The sequence below is a fragment of the Sunxiuqinia dokdonensis genome (assembly GCF_001270965.1).
GTDB lineage: Bacteria > Bacteroidota > Bacteroidia > Bacteroidales > Prolixibacteraceae > Sunxiuqinia > Sunxiuqinia dokdonensis.
This window is the reverse complement of the sequence record NZ_LGIA01000163.1, coordinates 1-18,158: the sequence shown is the minus strand read 5'-3', so window position 1 is coordinate 18,158 and position 18,158 is coordinate 1. Positions and strand designations below refer to the sequence as shown.

Here is an 18,158-nt window from a genome sequence, read left to right as displayed (position 1 = left end):
AATTTGTCCGTCGTTGTTCACATCCTCGTAGCGAACATCACCGGCTCCGTAGTTAATGCCTCTCCAGTCCTTCAGATTGGCTGCGGTAGCTTCGGCCTGCGAAGCAAACACACCTTCCGCTTTCCATCCGTAAAAACTGTAGACGTTTTCTCCGGCGCGGGTCATCAACTCGGCACCATCGGGCAAATTCATTCGCTGCTCAGATACTGCTCCCAGCGATTTCACCTCGTTTGTCAAAGTAGACATGTTTCCGCCAACAATCCATTCGAAATCTTTGCTTTTCAGCAAGCTTGCTGATAATTCCACTTCAATCCCCGTGTTTGAAATTTCGGCCGAATTCTCAAAGTAGGTTGAAGAGCCAAACACCGATGATACCGGCTGGGCAAACAAGATGTCGGTTGACCGCGCATTAAAGTAATTCAGGCCCAAGTCCAGGCGATTTCTTAAAAGCGACAGGTCGACTCCCAAGTCCAATTGTTTGGTTTTTTCCCATGATAAATCAGTATTTGGGATGTTTGAGCGGACGATTCCTGACAAGACCAAAAATGGTGTGCTTTGGTAATAATTTTTACCGTAGTTTGAAGAGAACCGACTGTTTCCGGTCAATCCGTATTCCGCACGCACATTCAGCTTGTTCACCAAGGTTGAATTTTGAAGGCCTTCCAGATTTTTGGCCATCAATGTCAGGCCGCCTGAAGGAAATACGCCTAATCGTGAAGCATCAACTCCCGAAGCCGAAGTTCCGTCAACAGCAACATTGACCGAAGCCCGCAACAAATGATTCATGGTATAGTCGCCATGGGCATACATGTTCATCCAGTTCCATTCATCGATATAACCGTAAAACTTCGTGCTTCCACTTTCCACAAAATTCAATGTTTGATAGAAATCATTGGCGGTGTTGTATCCGGCTCCTGCATCAAACTCTTTGCTGCTGTTCAACATTTGCAAACCGCCATAAACATTTAGCAGATTTCCTGAGCTAAGCACTTTTTTATAGTTGGCATTTAAATTATAGTACATGTTTTTCACCTCACCAACTCCTGCACGCACGGTGTTCTCGGCCAATCCGTTGTTCATCGACACAATGGCGCCACTACTGCGGCCGGGAATGAAAATATTCTCCTGGTCGTAGTTATAATACAAGCCGGCAGTACCCGAAAGCAACCAGTTGGGCGTGAGGCTGTAGTTGGCACCAAAACGAAGATTCACATTGTGCTGCCTGTTATCGGCGGCCAGGGTGTTGGTGATGGCTACCGGATTACTCACCCCATAGCGATACACATCATGCTCGGCCAAAACACTGCCGTTCGGATCTTTTTTGTACGGACTCAGCATGGGAAGTTTATTGTAAGCTGTCAACACGGGGTTGGTCTCCTGAATCAGTCCCTGCTCCTGCAAGTCGGCACGCATGTATGCCAGACCAATACTGGCAATCAGTTCGAGTTTACGATTGACATTGATACTGGTGTTGATTTGGGTATGATAACGGTCGCGTTTGGTGTTGTCCACAACGCCTCCTTCATTCAAGTAACCCAAGGAGATATCGTATTTTGCTACCGCGTCGCCACCTTCAACACGCAACACATTGTTGGACACCATGGATGGTTGATAAACTTCGTCCTGCCAATTGGTTCTGTTGTTGTACAGGTAGTTGTAATAGTAGTTCGGATCATCAACTAAAAACGGGAAATCCCCAATCAAATCGGCCATATTTGCATAGTAAGTCAAGCCAACATCGGTCAGATAGGACTTGTACTCGTCGCCATTCATCACCGGAATTCTTTCATCATTCCAGCTAAGCCCAAACTGGGATTTTAAACTGATTTGAGTTTCCAGATTATCCGATTGTGAAGCGCCATTGGTTTCGATCAGAATCACGCCATTGGCCCCCATCGAACCGTAGATTGAAGCTTCGGCTCCTTTCAGTACGGTAATATTCTGAATATCGGCTACATTCAATCCATCGAAAATTCCACGGGAATAGCCTCCAATGATTGGCGAATCCTCTGTATCGGGCAGGTAGGGAACACCATTCACCAAAACCAAAGGCATGCTTTTACTCACCAGTGAGCGTACTCCGCGAAGATTCATATAAGAACCTTCGCCCGGCATTCCACTTTTGTTGGTAACTCGCAATCCGGCAACTTCTCCCTGTAGCCCATGCTCGATGGTATGAACCTGGTCCAGGTCTTTGGCACCAATATTCGTGGCTGCCGATGTTTGTGCTTCGGACGAAAGCTTGCGAAATGGGAAAACCAAATCCTCGTTGTATTTCGGTTTTGCCAGATCCACCAGAACAATGTTGACTTCTGTTCGTCCCTGCAAGGGCTGGGAAACTTCGTAATATCCTTCCGCCGTAACGGTCAAAACGACGTCAGGATGATCGGTCTCAACTTCGAACTCTCCGTTTTCGTTGGTCTGAACCACCCCTTCGGTTCCGCTGACTGTAATTACAGCCGATGAAACAGCTTGGTTGGCTGGCGAAGTGACTTTACCTCTTACGGTTATGTTTTGTGCCGACAATCCACATACCAATAAAACGAATAGTATTGTCAGTGCTATTTTATTGTGTCTCATATTCAATACTTTATCCATTAATAATTATTCTCTGTGGGACGCAGGGTCCAGCAATAGAGTTCGTATCTGGCTTTTGAATCCGTCTTCCGCAATTCTGCGATATCCCGACTAAGAATCTTAATTTTAATCGGCTGCAATTCGGTGCCGGTAATGGTTACAACACCAATCTGGGCGCCATCATTGTCATAGTAAGATGCCCGGTTTGAAACCGCGGCCCAATCGGCAGGAACATAACCTTCCGGAAATCCGAGGCCAGTACGGTCGTAGTGAATATTGGGATTGACATTTTCAGCCACCAATTCATCGTTGAAATAAATCTCGAGGCGATACGGATATTTATTGGACTCGAAGCCCATTCTCAGGTTGTACTCGCCCGGCGGAACCATCACCACGGCAACCGTACCGTCCTCCTTCAAAGCGATACCGGTATATTCGACAGAAACCGGAGCATTATCAGCTTGAGCGGCTTCCGACGGCCATGCCCGAACCAGCTTGTAGGGAATCCACGGCCATGGGCCCAATGGCCCGAAACCTCCGGCATCGTGTATGGAAACATCATCCATACCGTCCCACACAAAATATTCATCCTTCTCAGCTTCGTTACAATATTCCCAAAGATAGAAGCGGCTTTTGATTCGATGAATCACCACATTATTTGGAATTTTCAAGGCGGTGGTGTAGTAAGCCAGTCCGTTGCTCAAGGTAACCGGAGCCGCTGTGTTCACCCGCTGCACTGTGGGTTTCCATTGAACGCCCGGGGTTGAAGCCGACTCACCTTCGATGTAGCCCGAAACAGAAAACAGATCGTCCGTGCCATCCAGTTCCTCAGCAGTCAAAACCCGGTCATAAAACGCCGACTTAATGACGTACTGTTCAAACTTAAGGGTATCGTTGGCATTTGGCTCCCGATTTAGTGCATCGCGAACGTCCTGGTAGGCTTTGGTCAAGGCGCCTTCCACTAAGTCATTATTGGGAATCAGCAAGGTTGAAGCGAAAAATTCGGAACGCATATTCCAGGACTCAGAACCACCCGAATTGTAGCGATCCATCAATAGGTTTTTGGTCACAAATATTGAATCATAAACCGTATTTCCCGTATTATCGACTCCAACCGGCACACTGTTTTCCCGATCGAATGCCCGCTCTTCGTATTTGAAGACCAACTCTTTAAACAGGCCATATTGGTCGTTGCTCAGTCCGTTTAAGAACTCGTACAATGACTTGGGTGCATAAATCGGTTCGCCCATCAGGTAAACAAAACCATTATCCACCTGAATAATTTTCACAATGGGCGATCCGGCAATGGAATAGTCGGTTGTGCTGGCACCCGCCTCAACCGAAACTTCAAGGTATTTGCCATTCCACATTTGAATGGACAGGCCATCGACCAGTTTGGTTGGCGTGAATGCCAAATCGCTTACACAGGTGTTGGCAAAGAAATTGGGCTCATCAATTTGAGCCGCGCCCATCACTGCGTTTGAATAAACCAAGACGGTGAATAGCTGATCCTTTTCACCCATTTTGGTGAATACATCTTGCTCGGTAAATAAAGCAGCAATGGAGCTCAAATCGGACTCAGACTGGATATAGGCTTCGGCCGACATGTCCACCACTTCGACAGTGCCACTACCCACTTCTTTATCGCCCGGAGCGTAATGCTGATCCCACTTGTCGGCGCAAGCAAAGGACAACAGCATCATCACAAAGGCTATGGTGTATAAATATATTCTTTTCATGATCGATAAGGTTAATCGTTAATAGGGGTAAATTTGAGATAATCCAATTGCAGGCGGTAAGCAGAGTGTGTTGTTGCCCTGGCATCCAACAAAACTACTTTGAACTGATGTGCGTCTGTTTCATCAAATTCAATCTCATTGAACAAGGTCATGCCATAAATGCCGACCGAAGCTTTGGCTCCGTCGTACACATACACTTCGTTTTCGGTGGCATCGAGCGATACTTTGCACAAGCTACCTCCCGACACAAACGGAGCAAGTGATCCTGCACTGGCATAAAACAACTCGACCTTGTACCGGCCTTGGAGCAGCACCGGCGTTTGCATCGTTACATGGCCCAAATACCCGAGATTGACGACCAGCATGTCGTTTTTGTATGCTTTGTAGGTATTGGTTTTTCCACCATCGTTTGTTTTGGTAACCAGATATCCCAGGGGTGGGTACCATCCCGCTGTACTATTTTCTTTCCAGGAATAGCTTTTAATCGCATCGGTTGTAAATTGAATCCAGTGCTCACCACTTTGAGGAATCTGATAAATATCGCCCAGTTCATTCTCAGCCCCGTAGGCATTGACGAAGGAAGCCACATCATCGAAGTCACAAACATCCCAAATGATGGTCATTGGATTTGGTGCGAAAACAGGCATGTAATGATCTACCTCGTGCAGAATTCCATTTCTGGCAGGCATATCGGTTTTACCGGGGACCAGCTCAATTCCGGATGAAGTGGCTTCATCGTAGTTCACATAGTTTGTTCCCCAAAAGTTGTGAGTCGAAATCACCTGTTTTGAGGCTCGGGTGCTCCATATGGCTGTTGAATCACCATCGGAAAAACTGTATAAATCTTCAATATATCGTGTTGAAGAAAGCAGGTGATAGGCCACATATTGGTTGAGCATGTTTTCCGGGCTTTCATAGTCGGATGAAGCACCAACTTTCGATGCCAAATCGCTTAAGCTGGCGATACCATCGGCACCAAAGGTTGCATTGGAAACAACAAAAGCCGTATAATTTCGCTTCACAACGGTTGTTCCACCAAATTCATTTTGAACCGTATCGTAAACGGTGCTCAGTATTTCATCCCAGCCTGTTGCCTCAACAGCTTCCTTAAAAATGGAATACTGGCTATTTTCATTGATGCGATCGTAAACGGTTTCAACAAGTGGCGTCAGCACATCGTCCAGGGCGTACACAAATCCGTTGGTTACTTCATTGGCAAACTCGTTGACGAGTGCTTCTTCGTTCACGTAAACCGAATTGAGCCCTCCTTCCGTATTTTCGTTATCGTCGAATGAAACCGAAAGGTAGTCGCCCGAGATGGTCGCTTTGGTCAGTTTTCCGCCAATTAAAAACTCTTTTTGCGGAACTTCACCTTCAATAATATGATACTGGACCAGTGCTTTCGCATAGCTCACCCCAAGATCAGCAATATTGTCAACGCCTTTTTCTGAGAGAAAAGCGTCCACGGCATCGTTATCGGGGACAAACAAGGTAAAGGTTTTGCTTGCCTGGTTCACAGCATTATACAGATCAGCATATTTTAAGATCTCAATCCACTGCGAAAATTCATCCTCGCGGGTTTCCAGATAAGTTGCGGCAGGGTACAAGTCGTACACGACAAAGTTTTCATTTTCGTATGGGTCCTCGCATGAAAAGACGAGTAAAAACACCATACTGATTAGCAAATATTTTTTCATATCCAGGTCTCCTTTTAGTTTGTTGCGTGATAATAGGGATTCTGCACAAGCAAACGATTGTTTTCCAATTCACTCGTTTCAATAGGCAGGAACAAGGCATCATCGTTGTTTAGCACCGAACGGATCCACGCCGGATTCGCTGTTCTGTTGTAGGCAACAACCATATCGATAAGAAACAGACTTCGATATTTGAATCCATCGCGTTTACCAAAACGAAGCAGGTCGTACCAGCGCTTGCCTTCGCCAGCCAGTTCCATGTTTCTTTCGTAAAGTACCAATTCCAGCATGTCGGCTTCGTTCAGTTCCTCCAGCACCGGCTCCAAAACAGGGAGCTTGGCTCGGGTTCTTACTTCATTAATCAAGTCAATGGCAACACTCCAGGCTTGCATGTCGGAAGAGGACAAGATCATCGCTTCAGCTTTCATGAGCATCACATCGGCCACGCGATACACCATGTAGTTCGGATCTTGCTCATTCACCGTGTTTCGCACCTGGGCCTGCATACCGATACCACTGTACTTCCACACATAACCCAAACTTGCGTTGGCATAATCATCTCCGTTAACATCAGGAACAAAGGCTCCATATAAACTGCGAACCGCTTCGTTCGAGCCTGTAAGGTCCGTTTCATCGATCCAGTCAAGTAACATTTGCTCCGAATAAACATACACTGGACTACCGTTTCCAAACTGGGTGGCCAGATTGTTGGTCTGGTTGTAGACTCCGTGGTCCCAATTGATTTCGAAAATTGATCCGTTGCTGTTTCCAGGATAGAACAATTCGTACCATTTGGTTGGGTCGGTTACAAAAACCGGGCGGAATGCTGAAGTAGCATCCAGTACTTCATTGCAATGCATAATCGCTGCCTGGTAGTCTTCACTCCAAAGGCAAACATCGGCCATCAGGGCATGTAGCGACCATTTGGTTCCACGTCCTTTGGTTGCCCAATCTTCTTCGTACTTTTCCTTAGCAGCTCCGCTCCCAAGCGCAGTTGTTATATCTTCCTTGATTTGAGCGATAATTTCGGCTTCGGACGATTTTTCCTTTTCGTAACTGATTTTATCCGTTTCATAGGGCGCCAAAATCAGGGGGGCATCACGCCAGTTCCGTACGATGTAGAAATAGCTTAAGGCCCGCAGGTAATAAGCTTCGGTCAGGTAGGACGTCATGACTGCCTCGTCAAAGGTTTCGTCACGCTGCATAACAACTTCGGCATTGGCAATCACCGAGTTGGCCATATTGATGACTTTGTAGAGCGGAGCCCAGGAACACAGCGAGCCATCGTCGGGGGTAACCTGAAAGGTTTGCAGGTCATTTCCATTGATCGAGTAAATGGCTCCTCCACGTAACTCGCCCCATTGCACCAGGCGGGGTACGGCATCGCGCAAGTACACATAGCCGGAAGCCAGAACAGATTCTACTTCTTCTTTTGAAGTCCAATATTCATCACTGACCTGTTCATTCTCAGGCAGCACCGAAAGCCAATCGTTACAAGCGGTAAACTGAAAGGCCAGAACGGCTAATAACAGTAAATATTTAATTTTATTTATCATTTCGAATCCTCCAATTAGAAGTTAATATTCACGCCCATTGCAAAACGTCTTGAAATCGGCGTATTGGCTTCATCTTTTACCAAGGCGTTTGTGGCACTTGGCATTCTCACTTCCGGATCTTGTCCGGCGTATTTTGTCCAGGTAAACAAGTCGTAGCCCGTCACAAAAACGTTCAGGTTTGAAATTCCCAAATTCTGAACTAATTCACGCGGCATATTGTAACTCAACGACAAAGATTTCAGACGGATATAAGAGGCATCTTCCACAAAGCGGTCCGATCCCAAATAGTTATAGCCATAATTGTATAAGGCTCTTGGGATATCGGTTTGGTCGCCTTCGCTGCGCCATCTCTTCAAGGTGGCCGTACTTTGGTTGTCGCGTCCGTACATCGCTTCACTGTTCATGCGACCCTGGTTAATCACTTTTTGCCCGGCCCTGCCGTGGAAGAAAGTAGTTACAGTGAAGTCTTTGTATTTGATCTGGAAACCACCACCACCGGTAAATACCGGCATGCTGTTGCCCAGGTAAACAATGTCGTACTGGTTAATTACCCCGTCGTTGTTGGTGTCTTCGTATTTGGCATCGCCCGGGAATACCTGAAGGTTACCGTTTTGAGTGACAATGGGGTTCCCTTCCATGTCGTTCATGACGTTGCCGTCTTCGTCGCGGGCATAGGTTTCGTCAACATTTTGGTAAACACCCAAATATCTGTACCCATAGAATGATCCCACCGGAACACCTGTTTCCAAACGCTGGGCATAGTTGCCATTACCGAAAGAATAGGCTTCCTGCGTGAGATTGTCGGGCAAGGACACAATTTTATTAACATTCCGGTTGAGGTTGGCATTGACCGACACGCGCCAGTCCGAATTACGGAAAACTTCATAGTCCACCCGGAACTCAACCCCTGTGTTGGTAATCTCGCCCGAGTTATACCACTTAATCGAACCAAATCCTGTTGAGGCAGGAATCTTTACATCTTTCTGCAAAAGATCATCGGTTCTCTTTTTATACCAGTCAAAAGTGAAGGTAAACTTGTTGTCCAATAAAATGATATCGGATCCCAGGTTGAGTTCCCTTGAGGTTTCCCACTTCAAGTTGTCCAGTTGGATTTTTATCGGAGCAATCGCAGTCATATCGATATAGTTCTCACCCAAGGCCTGGAATGATCCAATATAGGGGGAGGCGCCGCTTGGCGACCGTCCTGATGCACCATAACTTACGCGGAACTTCGCTTCATTCACCCATCCCAGCGATTTCACAAACTCTTCTTCTTGCGCCTGCCACGCCAGCCCAACAGCGGGGAACATGCCCCAGCGCTCGGATTTTCCCAAGCTGGAATTTCCTTCAAAGTTGACCGTGGCATTTAACATGTAGCGCTCCAAAAACGTATAGTGAGCATTCATGATTCCCGACATCGACCGGGTTTCAGACGATCCCGAGCCATATCCTGCAACAGCACCGCCGGTAGTAGGATCGGCCAAACCACCCGAAGCTGCTCCTGATATGGCACTGAAATAGTTTGATCCCTGGCTTTGGTTGGTGCGATACAGAGCCATACCCACCAGGTTGTGGCGTTGGTTCCAATTTTTGCGGTACAACAGTTTGTTTTCGGTTTGCAGGTTGAACCCGTCCGAAACCGCATCGGTACTTTGGTTGGCATACACGCTCACCCCGGTAACGCCTGTAGCCACCTGGGGTAAAAACTTCTCATTCCGGTTCGAATTGAGTTTCATACTGGCCCAGCCAGTGTAAGTCAAATTCTTACTCATGTAATAATTCATGCGGAAAGTAATCCGTGATTCGCGGATCGAAGATTTATTGAAACCTTCGTGTACCAAAGCTACCGGATTGTAATTTTTGCTTCCGTTGAAAGCTCCCTGGAATTCATCGCGATTTTGACGAGAAAAATACTCGTCCATCCGCAGACCAGTCTCTTCATCAATCCAGTAGGGACTTTTATTTGGCATTTTGGCCATGGCTTCGGAACGGGCATTCAGATAGTTTCCGTCCTTCTCCGTTTGGGTAAAACTGTAGTCCACATCCACCCGCAGTTTTTCGGAGAAGTTGTAGTTTACATTCAACAAAGAGGTTAAACGATCAAGCGAAGTACCAATCGTGGTTCCCTGGTCATTCAGATAACCAACCGAGAAGCGGTAAGTGGCTTTATCGCCACCACCCATCATTGAAAAGTTATTGTCGGTAACAAATGCAGTGCGACGGACTTCATCCAACCAGTTGGTATTGACATTGTATTCGTCAAAATAGCGCCAGTTGGGGCTATAATTAATTTCCGGTGTATCGAACAACAAATTGAGCTCGGTCTGCGCATTGGCCAATCCTTTAGCATTGGCCGTGTTCCAAATCGCATCCTGCATCAAGGCCACATACTGGTTGCCATCCAACATCGGAATTGGGTCTGGTTCGAAACGGGTTGTGAACTTCGAAGAATAGGTAAACCGTGTTTTGCCGCGGGCTCCCTTTTTCGTGTTGATCATCAATACCCCATTTCCACCTTTGGTTCCCCAAATGGCGGTTGCTGCAGCATCTTTCAATACTTCGATGGATTCGATATCGGTAGGCGCAATGTTGATCAGTTGACCAAAATCTTCAGCATTGGCCGTCGCGAAGTTAAAATCATCACTGATTTCTGTTGAGTAAGGAATCCCGTCAATCACAATCAAGGGATCGGCCGACGCATTCAAAGTACTGGTACCACGAATACGAATGGAGCTGCGAGCACCCGGGTCACCACCGGCGATGATGTCCACTCCACCCAGTTGACCCTGCAGTGCTTCTTCGAGTGAATTTACAGGGGACACAGCCATAATTTCGTCCATTTCAACCCGCTGGGTAGCTGCCGTCTGCTGCTTTTCCGTAATTCCGGTCACCCGGTCAATATGTCGGCCTTGTACAACCACTTCGTCAACCTGGCGGTCTTCCGACTCCAGCACAACTTCAATCGTTGCCTGTCCGGTGTACGGAATTTTCTGACTTCGTAAGCCGATGAACGAAAAAATAATACTCAAGCCTTCTTCGTTTGCAGGAACACGGAAATTATACTCTCCACTTGGTCCTGTTGCCACCCCGGTAAGAAAACGGTTTTGACTGTTGGCCACCACCACGTTTGCCCCGGGAATCGGTTGTTTTTCTCCATCAACCATTTCAAAAACCCTACCCGACAGAACTTTCGTGTTCTGCGCTTGAAGAATTCCTGTCATGAGGAGCAAAAAAACTACAACTAGATATTTCATTTTATTCATATTGAATCGGTTTCATTTGTTAGATTAAAGTACCCCGTCAATGTAATGAACACCGCCATCATTATAGGAGAATGGGAAATAGTAGAAGTCAGGAACAACATCCACTTTCGCTCCGGTTCCAAACGCGGCATCCTTCAGCTGCACACTCAGCTTTTGCCCATCATCAAAAATGGAAAGCATGGTATTCGCAGTTCCGGTGCCGTCAAAATAGGCATGCCGTGTTTGATATTCACCATTCACTCCCGATCCCAGATAAGGATAGGTTGACATTCCATTGTCCTCAGTCGGCACAAAATAGCAACGCAGGTAAGCAGCCAAAGCGGCTTGATCCGAGACCGTACCATCGGTTTCCACTCCCGGAATCTCGCCGGCTGCAACGGCTGCATCAATAGCAGTATTGGTTGGCACAAAGGCCACGCAACGAATTCCATTCAGAAAATTGATGGATCCCCGGGCAGCATCCACCACGCCGGCGTCGCGCAACAGCTGAGAAAATTTATAATAGGGGTAGGTTCCATCCTGAGTAATGGCCAAACGGTACTGCATGGACTGGGTGGATACAATGGGCCTGAAAATATCCGGACTATCATAGGTGTAAGCTTTTCCATTGGTCCAGTCGGCCCCGTTGTAGGTGGTTTCCGTAATGTTATAAAAATCAATGGTCGACCCAGGCAATTCAAAGTAACTATTAAACAGCACGCTGGTTGTAATTTGACCATCTTTAACAAACCAATAGGTGTAAGGAATATTGGTACGAAGAACCTGAATTCCCGAAGAACTGACTCCAGTTCCGCCGGTTACCGTATGCAAGTTGACGGTCTCAATCATGGTCGAATTATTCATCGGTCCATAATCGCCTCCATCCGACGACCACAGCTCACCATCTTCCAAGCCAATCCCGCCTTCTTCCATTTGGCTATTTGAAGGAATCAGTAGGGTGAACCGGGAATCGTTGCTTGACAAACCTACCAATAAGTCAGTCGGATCGAGCATGTAGAGGTACCACGACAAATCTTTTTTCTGAAAAGCGGGGCCGGTAACTGAGCGGAACATGCCCGGAGGATTGAGCTCTTCCAGACCATAGAACACACCGTTTTGGCATACCACCCGATTCTCGGCCGGAACACCGTCAACATCAAAATCAATCACCAAATCGTAAGGGTTTAACACCTGGCCTTTTTTGATTTCTTCAGGAAAAACAATGGCATCAGCATAATAACTGTTTGTAATCAGGTAGCGGATCGCAACGCTGTTCACTTCGCTTAACTCATTATACCCGCCCGGAATCCAGTAATCTTCCATGAATTCGCTGAAAGCCGAATTGGAAGGCGCAAATGTACTGTAGGCCAATTTCGAATTGATACCGATGCTCCTAAAGCTTGAGCTGGGCCATTCCAAGGCAATGTCGGCCAGCGGAGCCTCATGCCGGTGACGGTAAAGATCGCTGCCATTTCCAAAGTTGACTGTCAACTCCTCGTCCAGTTCAAAGTACGAATAGGAATCGTACAAACTCAGGTAAGTGGAATAGTCGGGGCGGCTTTTCAATTCAGCATGAATGGTATTCAGCGGCTCAACCACCTGATCTACCAGGTACAAATAACCATTGCTGGCAATCAGTTCATACTCTTCGACCGAAGCGTTGGATACGTTAAAGCCATCGTCGCCCGTCCAGTTCGAATTGGAATAGAAATATTCGTAATTGTATGAGGCATCAATATTTTTTGTACTGAACATCCGGTGTGAGAATACCGGCAACAAGGCCTCGTTGTGATAGATCAAAATGTCAAGTCCCGAAGTATCTTTTCCGGCAGTGGGAGCTTCGATACTCCTGGTGCGGTGTTTATAATACAGTCCGGCTTCAAATGCTTTTTCATCCTCAGTCGCGCCATCTCCTTGCTCCGGCCTGAAGTTTACAAGCTTATTCTTGTCGTAAGAATAGTACATGATGTGAAAGCCGATTAGTTTCTGAAGTTCTCCGGCTGAGTAATCTTCGATAGACGATTTGCCATGATCGGAAAGATAGCTGGCAAACACCTCATCATTTGGCGCCATCACCGTCACCAAACTCTTTCCTTTCAATATCGGCTCAAAGCCAGCCAGTTCAGCACCCTTCAAGAAGATTGAATAATTTCCTCTTTCTTCAAGTGCGTCCCACGCGCTTCCTTTAAGCCAGTCGGGAGCAGCGTAATGCTCTTCCATTTGGTCTTTACACGAACTCAGTGCAAAAACGAAAATGAAAACCCAAGCGATTGTTTTGATGAATTTCATTTTGTTCATACGTTGTGCTGTTTTGAAATTAATTTGCAAACCCTACTTTCGGCCAGCACATTCCGCTGACTAAAACTGGATTCAAACGACTGGAGTAAACTGGTATTTGATCGGCCTGAAACATGCGATTCAAGCCATTCCCAAAGGATTTGGGAATTTTAGAGAGAAGACACAAAACGTCAGCTAGCACATTGGCGTGCTTCAATTTGTTTTTCATAGTTAAGTTTGTTTTATGTAGTTTATTTAGTAATCTGTGGTCTTCAGTCTTCGCGAGTACATCAATCATCAAAATCACGATTCGGGAAGACCTTCCTCAAAAAAAAAATTGCTTTTCCTTTGATTAAATTTATTTTGGGCGCTATGTCATAGGCAACAATTTTTATTCGGCTCATTTCTATATCCACAAATCTATAGACAGCTTTTTCTGCCGGCCTGTAATTTTGTACACAATACCCATGACAAACTGTTTTTATAAGTGTAAAAACCTTAAAATGTGACCAGTTTCGGACCGATGGCATTGATTGGCACCCTTCAATGGCACTTTTCGCTGAAGCGAAGCGAATTGCCGTGAAGAATTTCCGAAATGCCATCTTTCCTGATTAATCCGGCAGCTCATAAATCTCCGTTTCAATGATGCTCAACCGACCTTTTTGACCCGCATCATTTCGGGTAACACCATCATCCAATTTGGTTCCGTCCACTTCTACACTTTTATCATCGTGTGCAGCCGCACCACCTGCCAATTGTATTTTTACGGATCGACCTTTTGCCGGGGGAAACTTCAGGCTGACGTAGCCAAGACTTAAAGGCGTGTTGCCTTCAAAAACCTTTTGCCCGTCCACTTCAATGTGGATCGGATACCTCTTCGTCCTGAAATTATTCAGCTTGAGAACCACCTGGCTAATGGCTGATTCGTTTTCAAGCTCGTAATTAATCCATGCGGTTTCCAGTTGTCCGTCATTGTACCAGTCAGACATTTCATTGTCGTCGTAACTGTTTGCAGCCAACTCGTTATTCGACCCTGCGGTTGCTTTTGCAATTCTTAGGGGAATCCGCTTCACGGTGTAAGCGGGCGAAGCAGGCGTTGGTCCATAAGCCAGGTTCACCGGCAGCAAGTCGGACGGTAACTGTTCCGACAAACCATTTGTAACCGGGAATGCACGGCTGCTCAATTCCAGCGAAGCACTTTTCAATCCCTTTGCGGTGGCTTTCAGCCTCACCGATCCGGCCTGGGTTGTGGACCGAATCAGTACGCGATTGACACCTCCTTCAACAGGTAGGATTTTTGATCCGATATAATTGTTCTCGCCTTGGGCGATACCGCCCAGCCATTCGGCTTCACCCTTCAGCTCAAACTGAACCAGGTTCAGAGCTGTTGGGCAACGCTGCCCGTTTTGATCAACCACTTCAACTTCCACGAGGGCCACATCAGCCCCATCGGCCTTAAACCCTGCGAGGGATGCGATGTTTGTCAGGCGGATCGCATCAGGTTTTCCGGCTGTCTGAATCAGATCCTCAGAAACCAGCTCTCCCGATGCGTTGTAGGAAACCGCCTTGATTTCGCCGGGCTCCCAGCTTATGTCGGGGAAGGTGAACAGAAACCGGTAGGATGGTTCTCCAAAGCCTTTCGACTGCCCATTGACGAACAGCTCCACTTTTGCGCCACCCGAAACCACGTAGATATTCTTCGTTGTGCCTTTTTGATAGTTCCAATGCCCGATCAGATGGGTGAGCTGTTCCTCCAAATCGACCCAGCCAGCCCACATTACGCGGTGTGCCCAAAAACCGTCCTTCGGAATGCGCATGGGATCCACTTCACCGCTTCGCCGGTAATTTTCCGAACCACGGTAATGGGTGTTGGTATCTGAAAAGATGATGTTGGCCCCGCCGCTGCTAACCCGTTCACCTGTTCCCGGCCGCTCCCGATAATAGTCGTACCACCGGATGACGTTCTCAATGGCGTGCGAATCCTGGTTTCGGTTGTATTCGCTGGCATCCTTTCCTTTATACAAAGGGCCGTCTCCATCTTTGTGGTAGGGCGGCGAGTATTCATCCCAATATTTTCGCAACCCTTCATCGCGCGAGTACTCCGTGGCAAACAACGGCTTGCCGGCACTCTTATTAATGTATAGCATTTCGCCGCCATATTCGGCCACCTTGCTGTCGAGCATTTCGCGGCTTCCAATGGCCCGCCCTCCGTGTGGATCAAAAGTGTCGCGAATCCGTTTCAACTCCGCCATGTGTTCTTCGCTGATGTTATCATTTCCACCTTCATAAAACAGGATACTGGGGTTGTTGCGATTGTAGATGATGGCATCGCGCATCAGCTCTTGGCGTTGATCCCATCGCCGCCCGGTAACATCTCTTTCGGCATCGCCGGCGGGCATCACCTGTATTAGTCCCACACGGTCGCACGATTCCACATCCTGTTTCCATGGGGTGATGTGCATCCAGCGCACAAAATTACCGTTGGATTCGGTCATTAGCCGGTTGCTGTAGTCGCTTAACCACGGTGGAACCGACATGCCGATGGCAGGCCATTCGTTGCTGGTGCGCTGGGCATAGCCCTTCATCATGATCACCCGGTCATTCAAATACACCATGCCGTTGTGGTAAGCTGTTTTGCGGAATCCGGTCTTCACCGGCACCTCGTCCACCACCATCCCGTTGATGAGCAGACGTGATCTCACGGTATATAAATAACCGTAGCCCCAGCTCCAAAACTCCAGGTTGCCGACGACCTCTGAGGCATCCAGCTTCGTCATCCCATTGGGTGAAACCATCCGGGGCACACCTTCAAAACGAGCGACTTCACGACCATCTAATTCTTCAACCCGAACTTCGAGCGCAACTACTTGTGCTTCGGCGGTTTCATTCTTCACTTCCGACTCGACATGAATTTGTGCCGATTTTCCTGCAATGTCAAAATCTGTGGCATACACATACACGCCGGTTGTTCCGAGCGAAGAATAAAGGGGCAGGGTTTGGTACACCTCGCCGGCGATGTGCAGAAAAACATTTTTGGGAATGCCACCGTAATTGGCATTGAAATTCCGGTCGGCCCATTGATATTTTTGATTGAAAAAACGTTCGCGGTAATCCCAATCGTTGTTGGTTTTTACAGCAACCGTATTTTTTGCTGGATAAGGCTTGACCAACCGCGAAACATCCAGCCCCACGGCCATTGCGCCATTTTCGTGCAAGCCAACCAGGGATCCGTTCAGGTAAAACTCGCCTCCCTGACGGACGCCCTCAAATTCGAGGAAAACCTTATTGCTTTCATTTCCCTCAGGAAGCACAAAGGTCTTGCGGTACCATGCAATCCCGGTTGACAAATCCCGAATGTCCTTTAAGAAAGCTTCGTTCTGGTTCCAGGCATACGGAAGGGTGATTTCTTTCCAGGCTGAATCGTCAAAACCGGGCTTTTCAGCGTCTTCCACATCACCCACAAACAGTTTCCACGAGGAATTAAAATTGTAGGTTTTACGAGCAGGGATCGCTGGAGATTCCCAACTGACACCAAGAGCGAAAATCAGGAAGACAAGCGCATACCTGATGTGTTTTTTTAAATTTAGGCAATTCATCGTTTAGTTTTTTCTTCGTTATCGCAGTTCGTCTTGAAACTTCAAAAGCGCTTGTTAATTAGTTTACTATAAACGATATATCGATTATTGACAGACCAATACCGGTATCATCATCCACAAATGTATGCGCTGGGCTCCCAATCCGTCTGTAATTTTGTACACAATACCTATGACAAACTGGTTTTAATTTGTTAATTCGTTGATTGACTCTCGATTCAATCATAAAAACGCCACCAAATGACTGAACAAGAATTGTGCATGCCCGATTAGTAAATCAAAAGCTGACCGGGAGTGAATTCACCAGCCCGGACGAATTACTTGCCTGGCTCGGGGGCATGCAGGCCCAGGATTATACCAGCTGTAAGTGGGCCCTTGGATTGCGAACGCCTGGGATCACCGACAAACAAGTGGAACAGTCCATTGCCGAACGAAAGATTGTCCGCAGCTGGCTGATGCGGGGGACACTCCACCTGGCCGCTGCAATCGACATTCGGTGGATGCTCGATTTGCTGGCCCCGCGATTGATCAAAGCGGGAGCCGGTCGGCATCGCCATTTGGAGCTGGATGAAAAGACCTTTAGCAAAAGCCACAAAATATTGAATCATGCGTTACTGAACAAAAGGGAACTTAGCCGGAATGAACTGTCCCAAATTCTGGAAAAGAATGGGATTCGAACCACGGGACAACGCATGCCGCATATACTGCAACGAGCCGCACTCGAAAAACTGATTTGCTTTGGTGTGCGGAAAAACAAGGAATTCACCTTTGTATTGATGGATGAATTTGTGCCGCTTTCAAATCCAAAATCAACCGATGAAGCACTGGCCGAACTAGCCAAACGTTACTTTTCGAGCCGGAGCCCGGCCACGCTGGAGGATTTTGTGTGGTGGTCGGGATTGAAAATGACCGACGTACGTGCCGGATTGGAAGCTGTTCAATCGGAGTTTCAGCAGCAAACAATCAACGGAAAAACCTACTTTTTCAATGAGCAGCGTGTAGCAAAAACCAGGCTTAAGCAGGCAAGCTTCTTGCTTCCCGCTTTCGATGAATATATTATTGCCTATCGAGATCGAAGCGCCTTGCTCGATCCGTCATATTCCCCAAGCGTGATTTCAAAAAATGGAATTTTCTACCCGGTCATGGTTGAACACGGACTGGTGATTGGAACCTGGAAACGGATATTAAAAGAAAATCGGGTAATTATTGAACTCAAACCTTTCAGCCGAATTAACCAAACCACCAAGCATGAGTTTGTTGCCTTGTCGGAGGAATTTGCGACGTTTACCGGGAAAGTAGCATCGATCAAGTTTATTTAAGGAGTATGCGCAAGCTAATCGAATGTCATTAAATAGTCATTCAATTGTCATTAGGCGGTCATTCAGTTGTTCTTAAACGATCAATCACAAAAAAATGACGATGAATGACAAAATTTGCCAGCTATGACGGTACAAACAGGTATTTTATTTAGTCAATCCTT

At 47.0% G+C, this 18,158-nt stretch carries 9 protein-coding genes; 1 reads left to right on the top strand and 8 read right to left on the bottom strand.

Annotated elements, in window-relative coordinates; translation table 11 throughout:
* The 8 genes from NC99_RS12850 to NC99_RS12810 form a co-directional block, all read right to left on the bottom strand.
* The coding region (locus NC99_RS12850) for a SusC/RagA family TonB-linked outer membrane protein (RefSeq protein WP_162231214.1) at positions 1-2,580 on the bottom strand (2,580 nt) is incomplete at its 3' end.
* A gap of 17 nt (positions 2,581-2,597) precedes the next feature.
* A complete protein-coding gene (locus tag NC99_RS12845) occupies positions 2,598-4,316 on the bottom strand; it encodes a hypothetical protein (protein WP_157624875.1) in 1,719 nt (572 codons plus the stop codon).
* Positions 4,317-4,327: 11 nt separating this feature from the next.
* Complete coding sequence (locus NC99_RS12840; RefSeq protein ID WP_053184308.1) at positions 4,328-6,013, bottom strand: fasciclin domain-containing protein; 1,686 nt, start codon at positions 6,011-6,013, stop codon at positions 4,328-4,330.
* 14 nt (positions 6,014-6,027) lie between these two features.
* A complete protein-coding gene (locus tag NC99_RS12835; RefSeq protein WP_053184307.1) occupies positions 6,028-7,566 on the bottom strand; it encodes a RagB/SusD family nutrient uptake outer membrane protein in 1,539 nt (512 codons plus the stop codon).
* A 14-nt stretch (positions 7,567-7,580) separates the two neighbouring features.
* A complete protein-coding gene (locus tag NC99_RS12830; protein WP_204374992.1) occupies positions 7,581-10,820 on the bottom strand; it encodes a SusC/RagA family TonB-linked outer membrane protein in 3,240 nt (1,079 codons plus the stop codon).
* Between the two features lie 33 nt (positions 10,821-10,853).
* Positions 10,854-13,106: a fasciclin domain-containing protein gene (locus NC99_RS12825; protein ID WP_053184302.1), complete on the bottom strand. Its 2,253-nt coding sequence runs from the start codon at positions 13,104-13,106 to the stop codon at positions 10,854-10,856.
* Between the two features lie 19 nt (positions 13,107-13,125).
* The gene (locus NC99_RS12820; protein ID WP_157624873.1) at positions 13,126-13,314 is read right to left on the bottom strand and encodes a hypothetical protein; all 189 of its coding nucleotides are present in this window, start codon (positions 13,312-13,314) and stop codon (positions 13,126-13,128) included.
* A gap of 382 nt (positions 13,315-13,696) precedes the next feature.
* A complete protein-coding gene (locus NC99_RS12810) occupies positions 13,697-16,681 on the bottom strand; it encodes a glycoside hydrolase family 2 protein (RefSeq protein WP_053184297.1) in 2,985 nt (994 codons plus the stop codon).
* A 254-nt stretch (positions 16,682-16,935) separates the two neighbouring features.
* Here NC99_RS12810 and NC99_RS12805 point away from each other — a divergent pair, with 254 nt between their 5' ends.
* The gene (locus tag NC99_RS12805) at positions 16,936-17,997 is read left to right on the top strand and encodes a winged helix DNA-binding domain-containing protein (RefSeq protein WP_053184295.1); all 1,062 of its coding nucleotides are present in this window, start codon (positions 16,936-16,938) and stop codon (positions 17,995-17,997) included.
* Positions 17,998-18,158 lie beyond the last annotated feature (161 nt).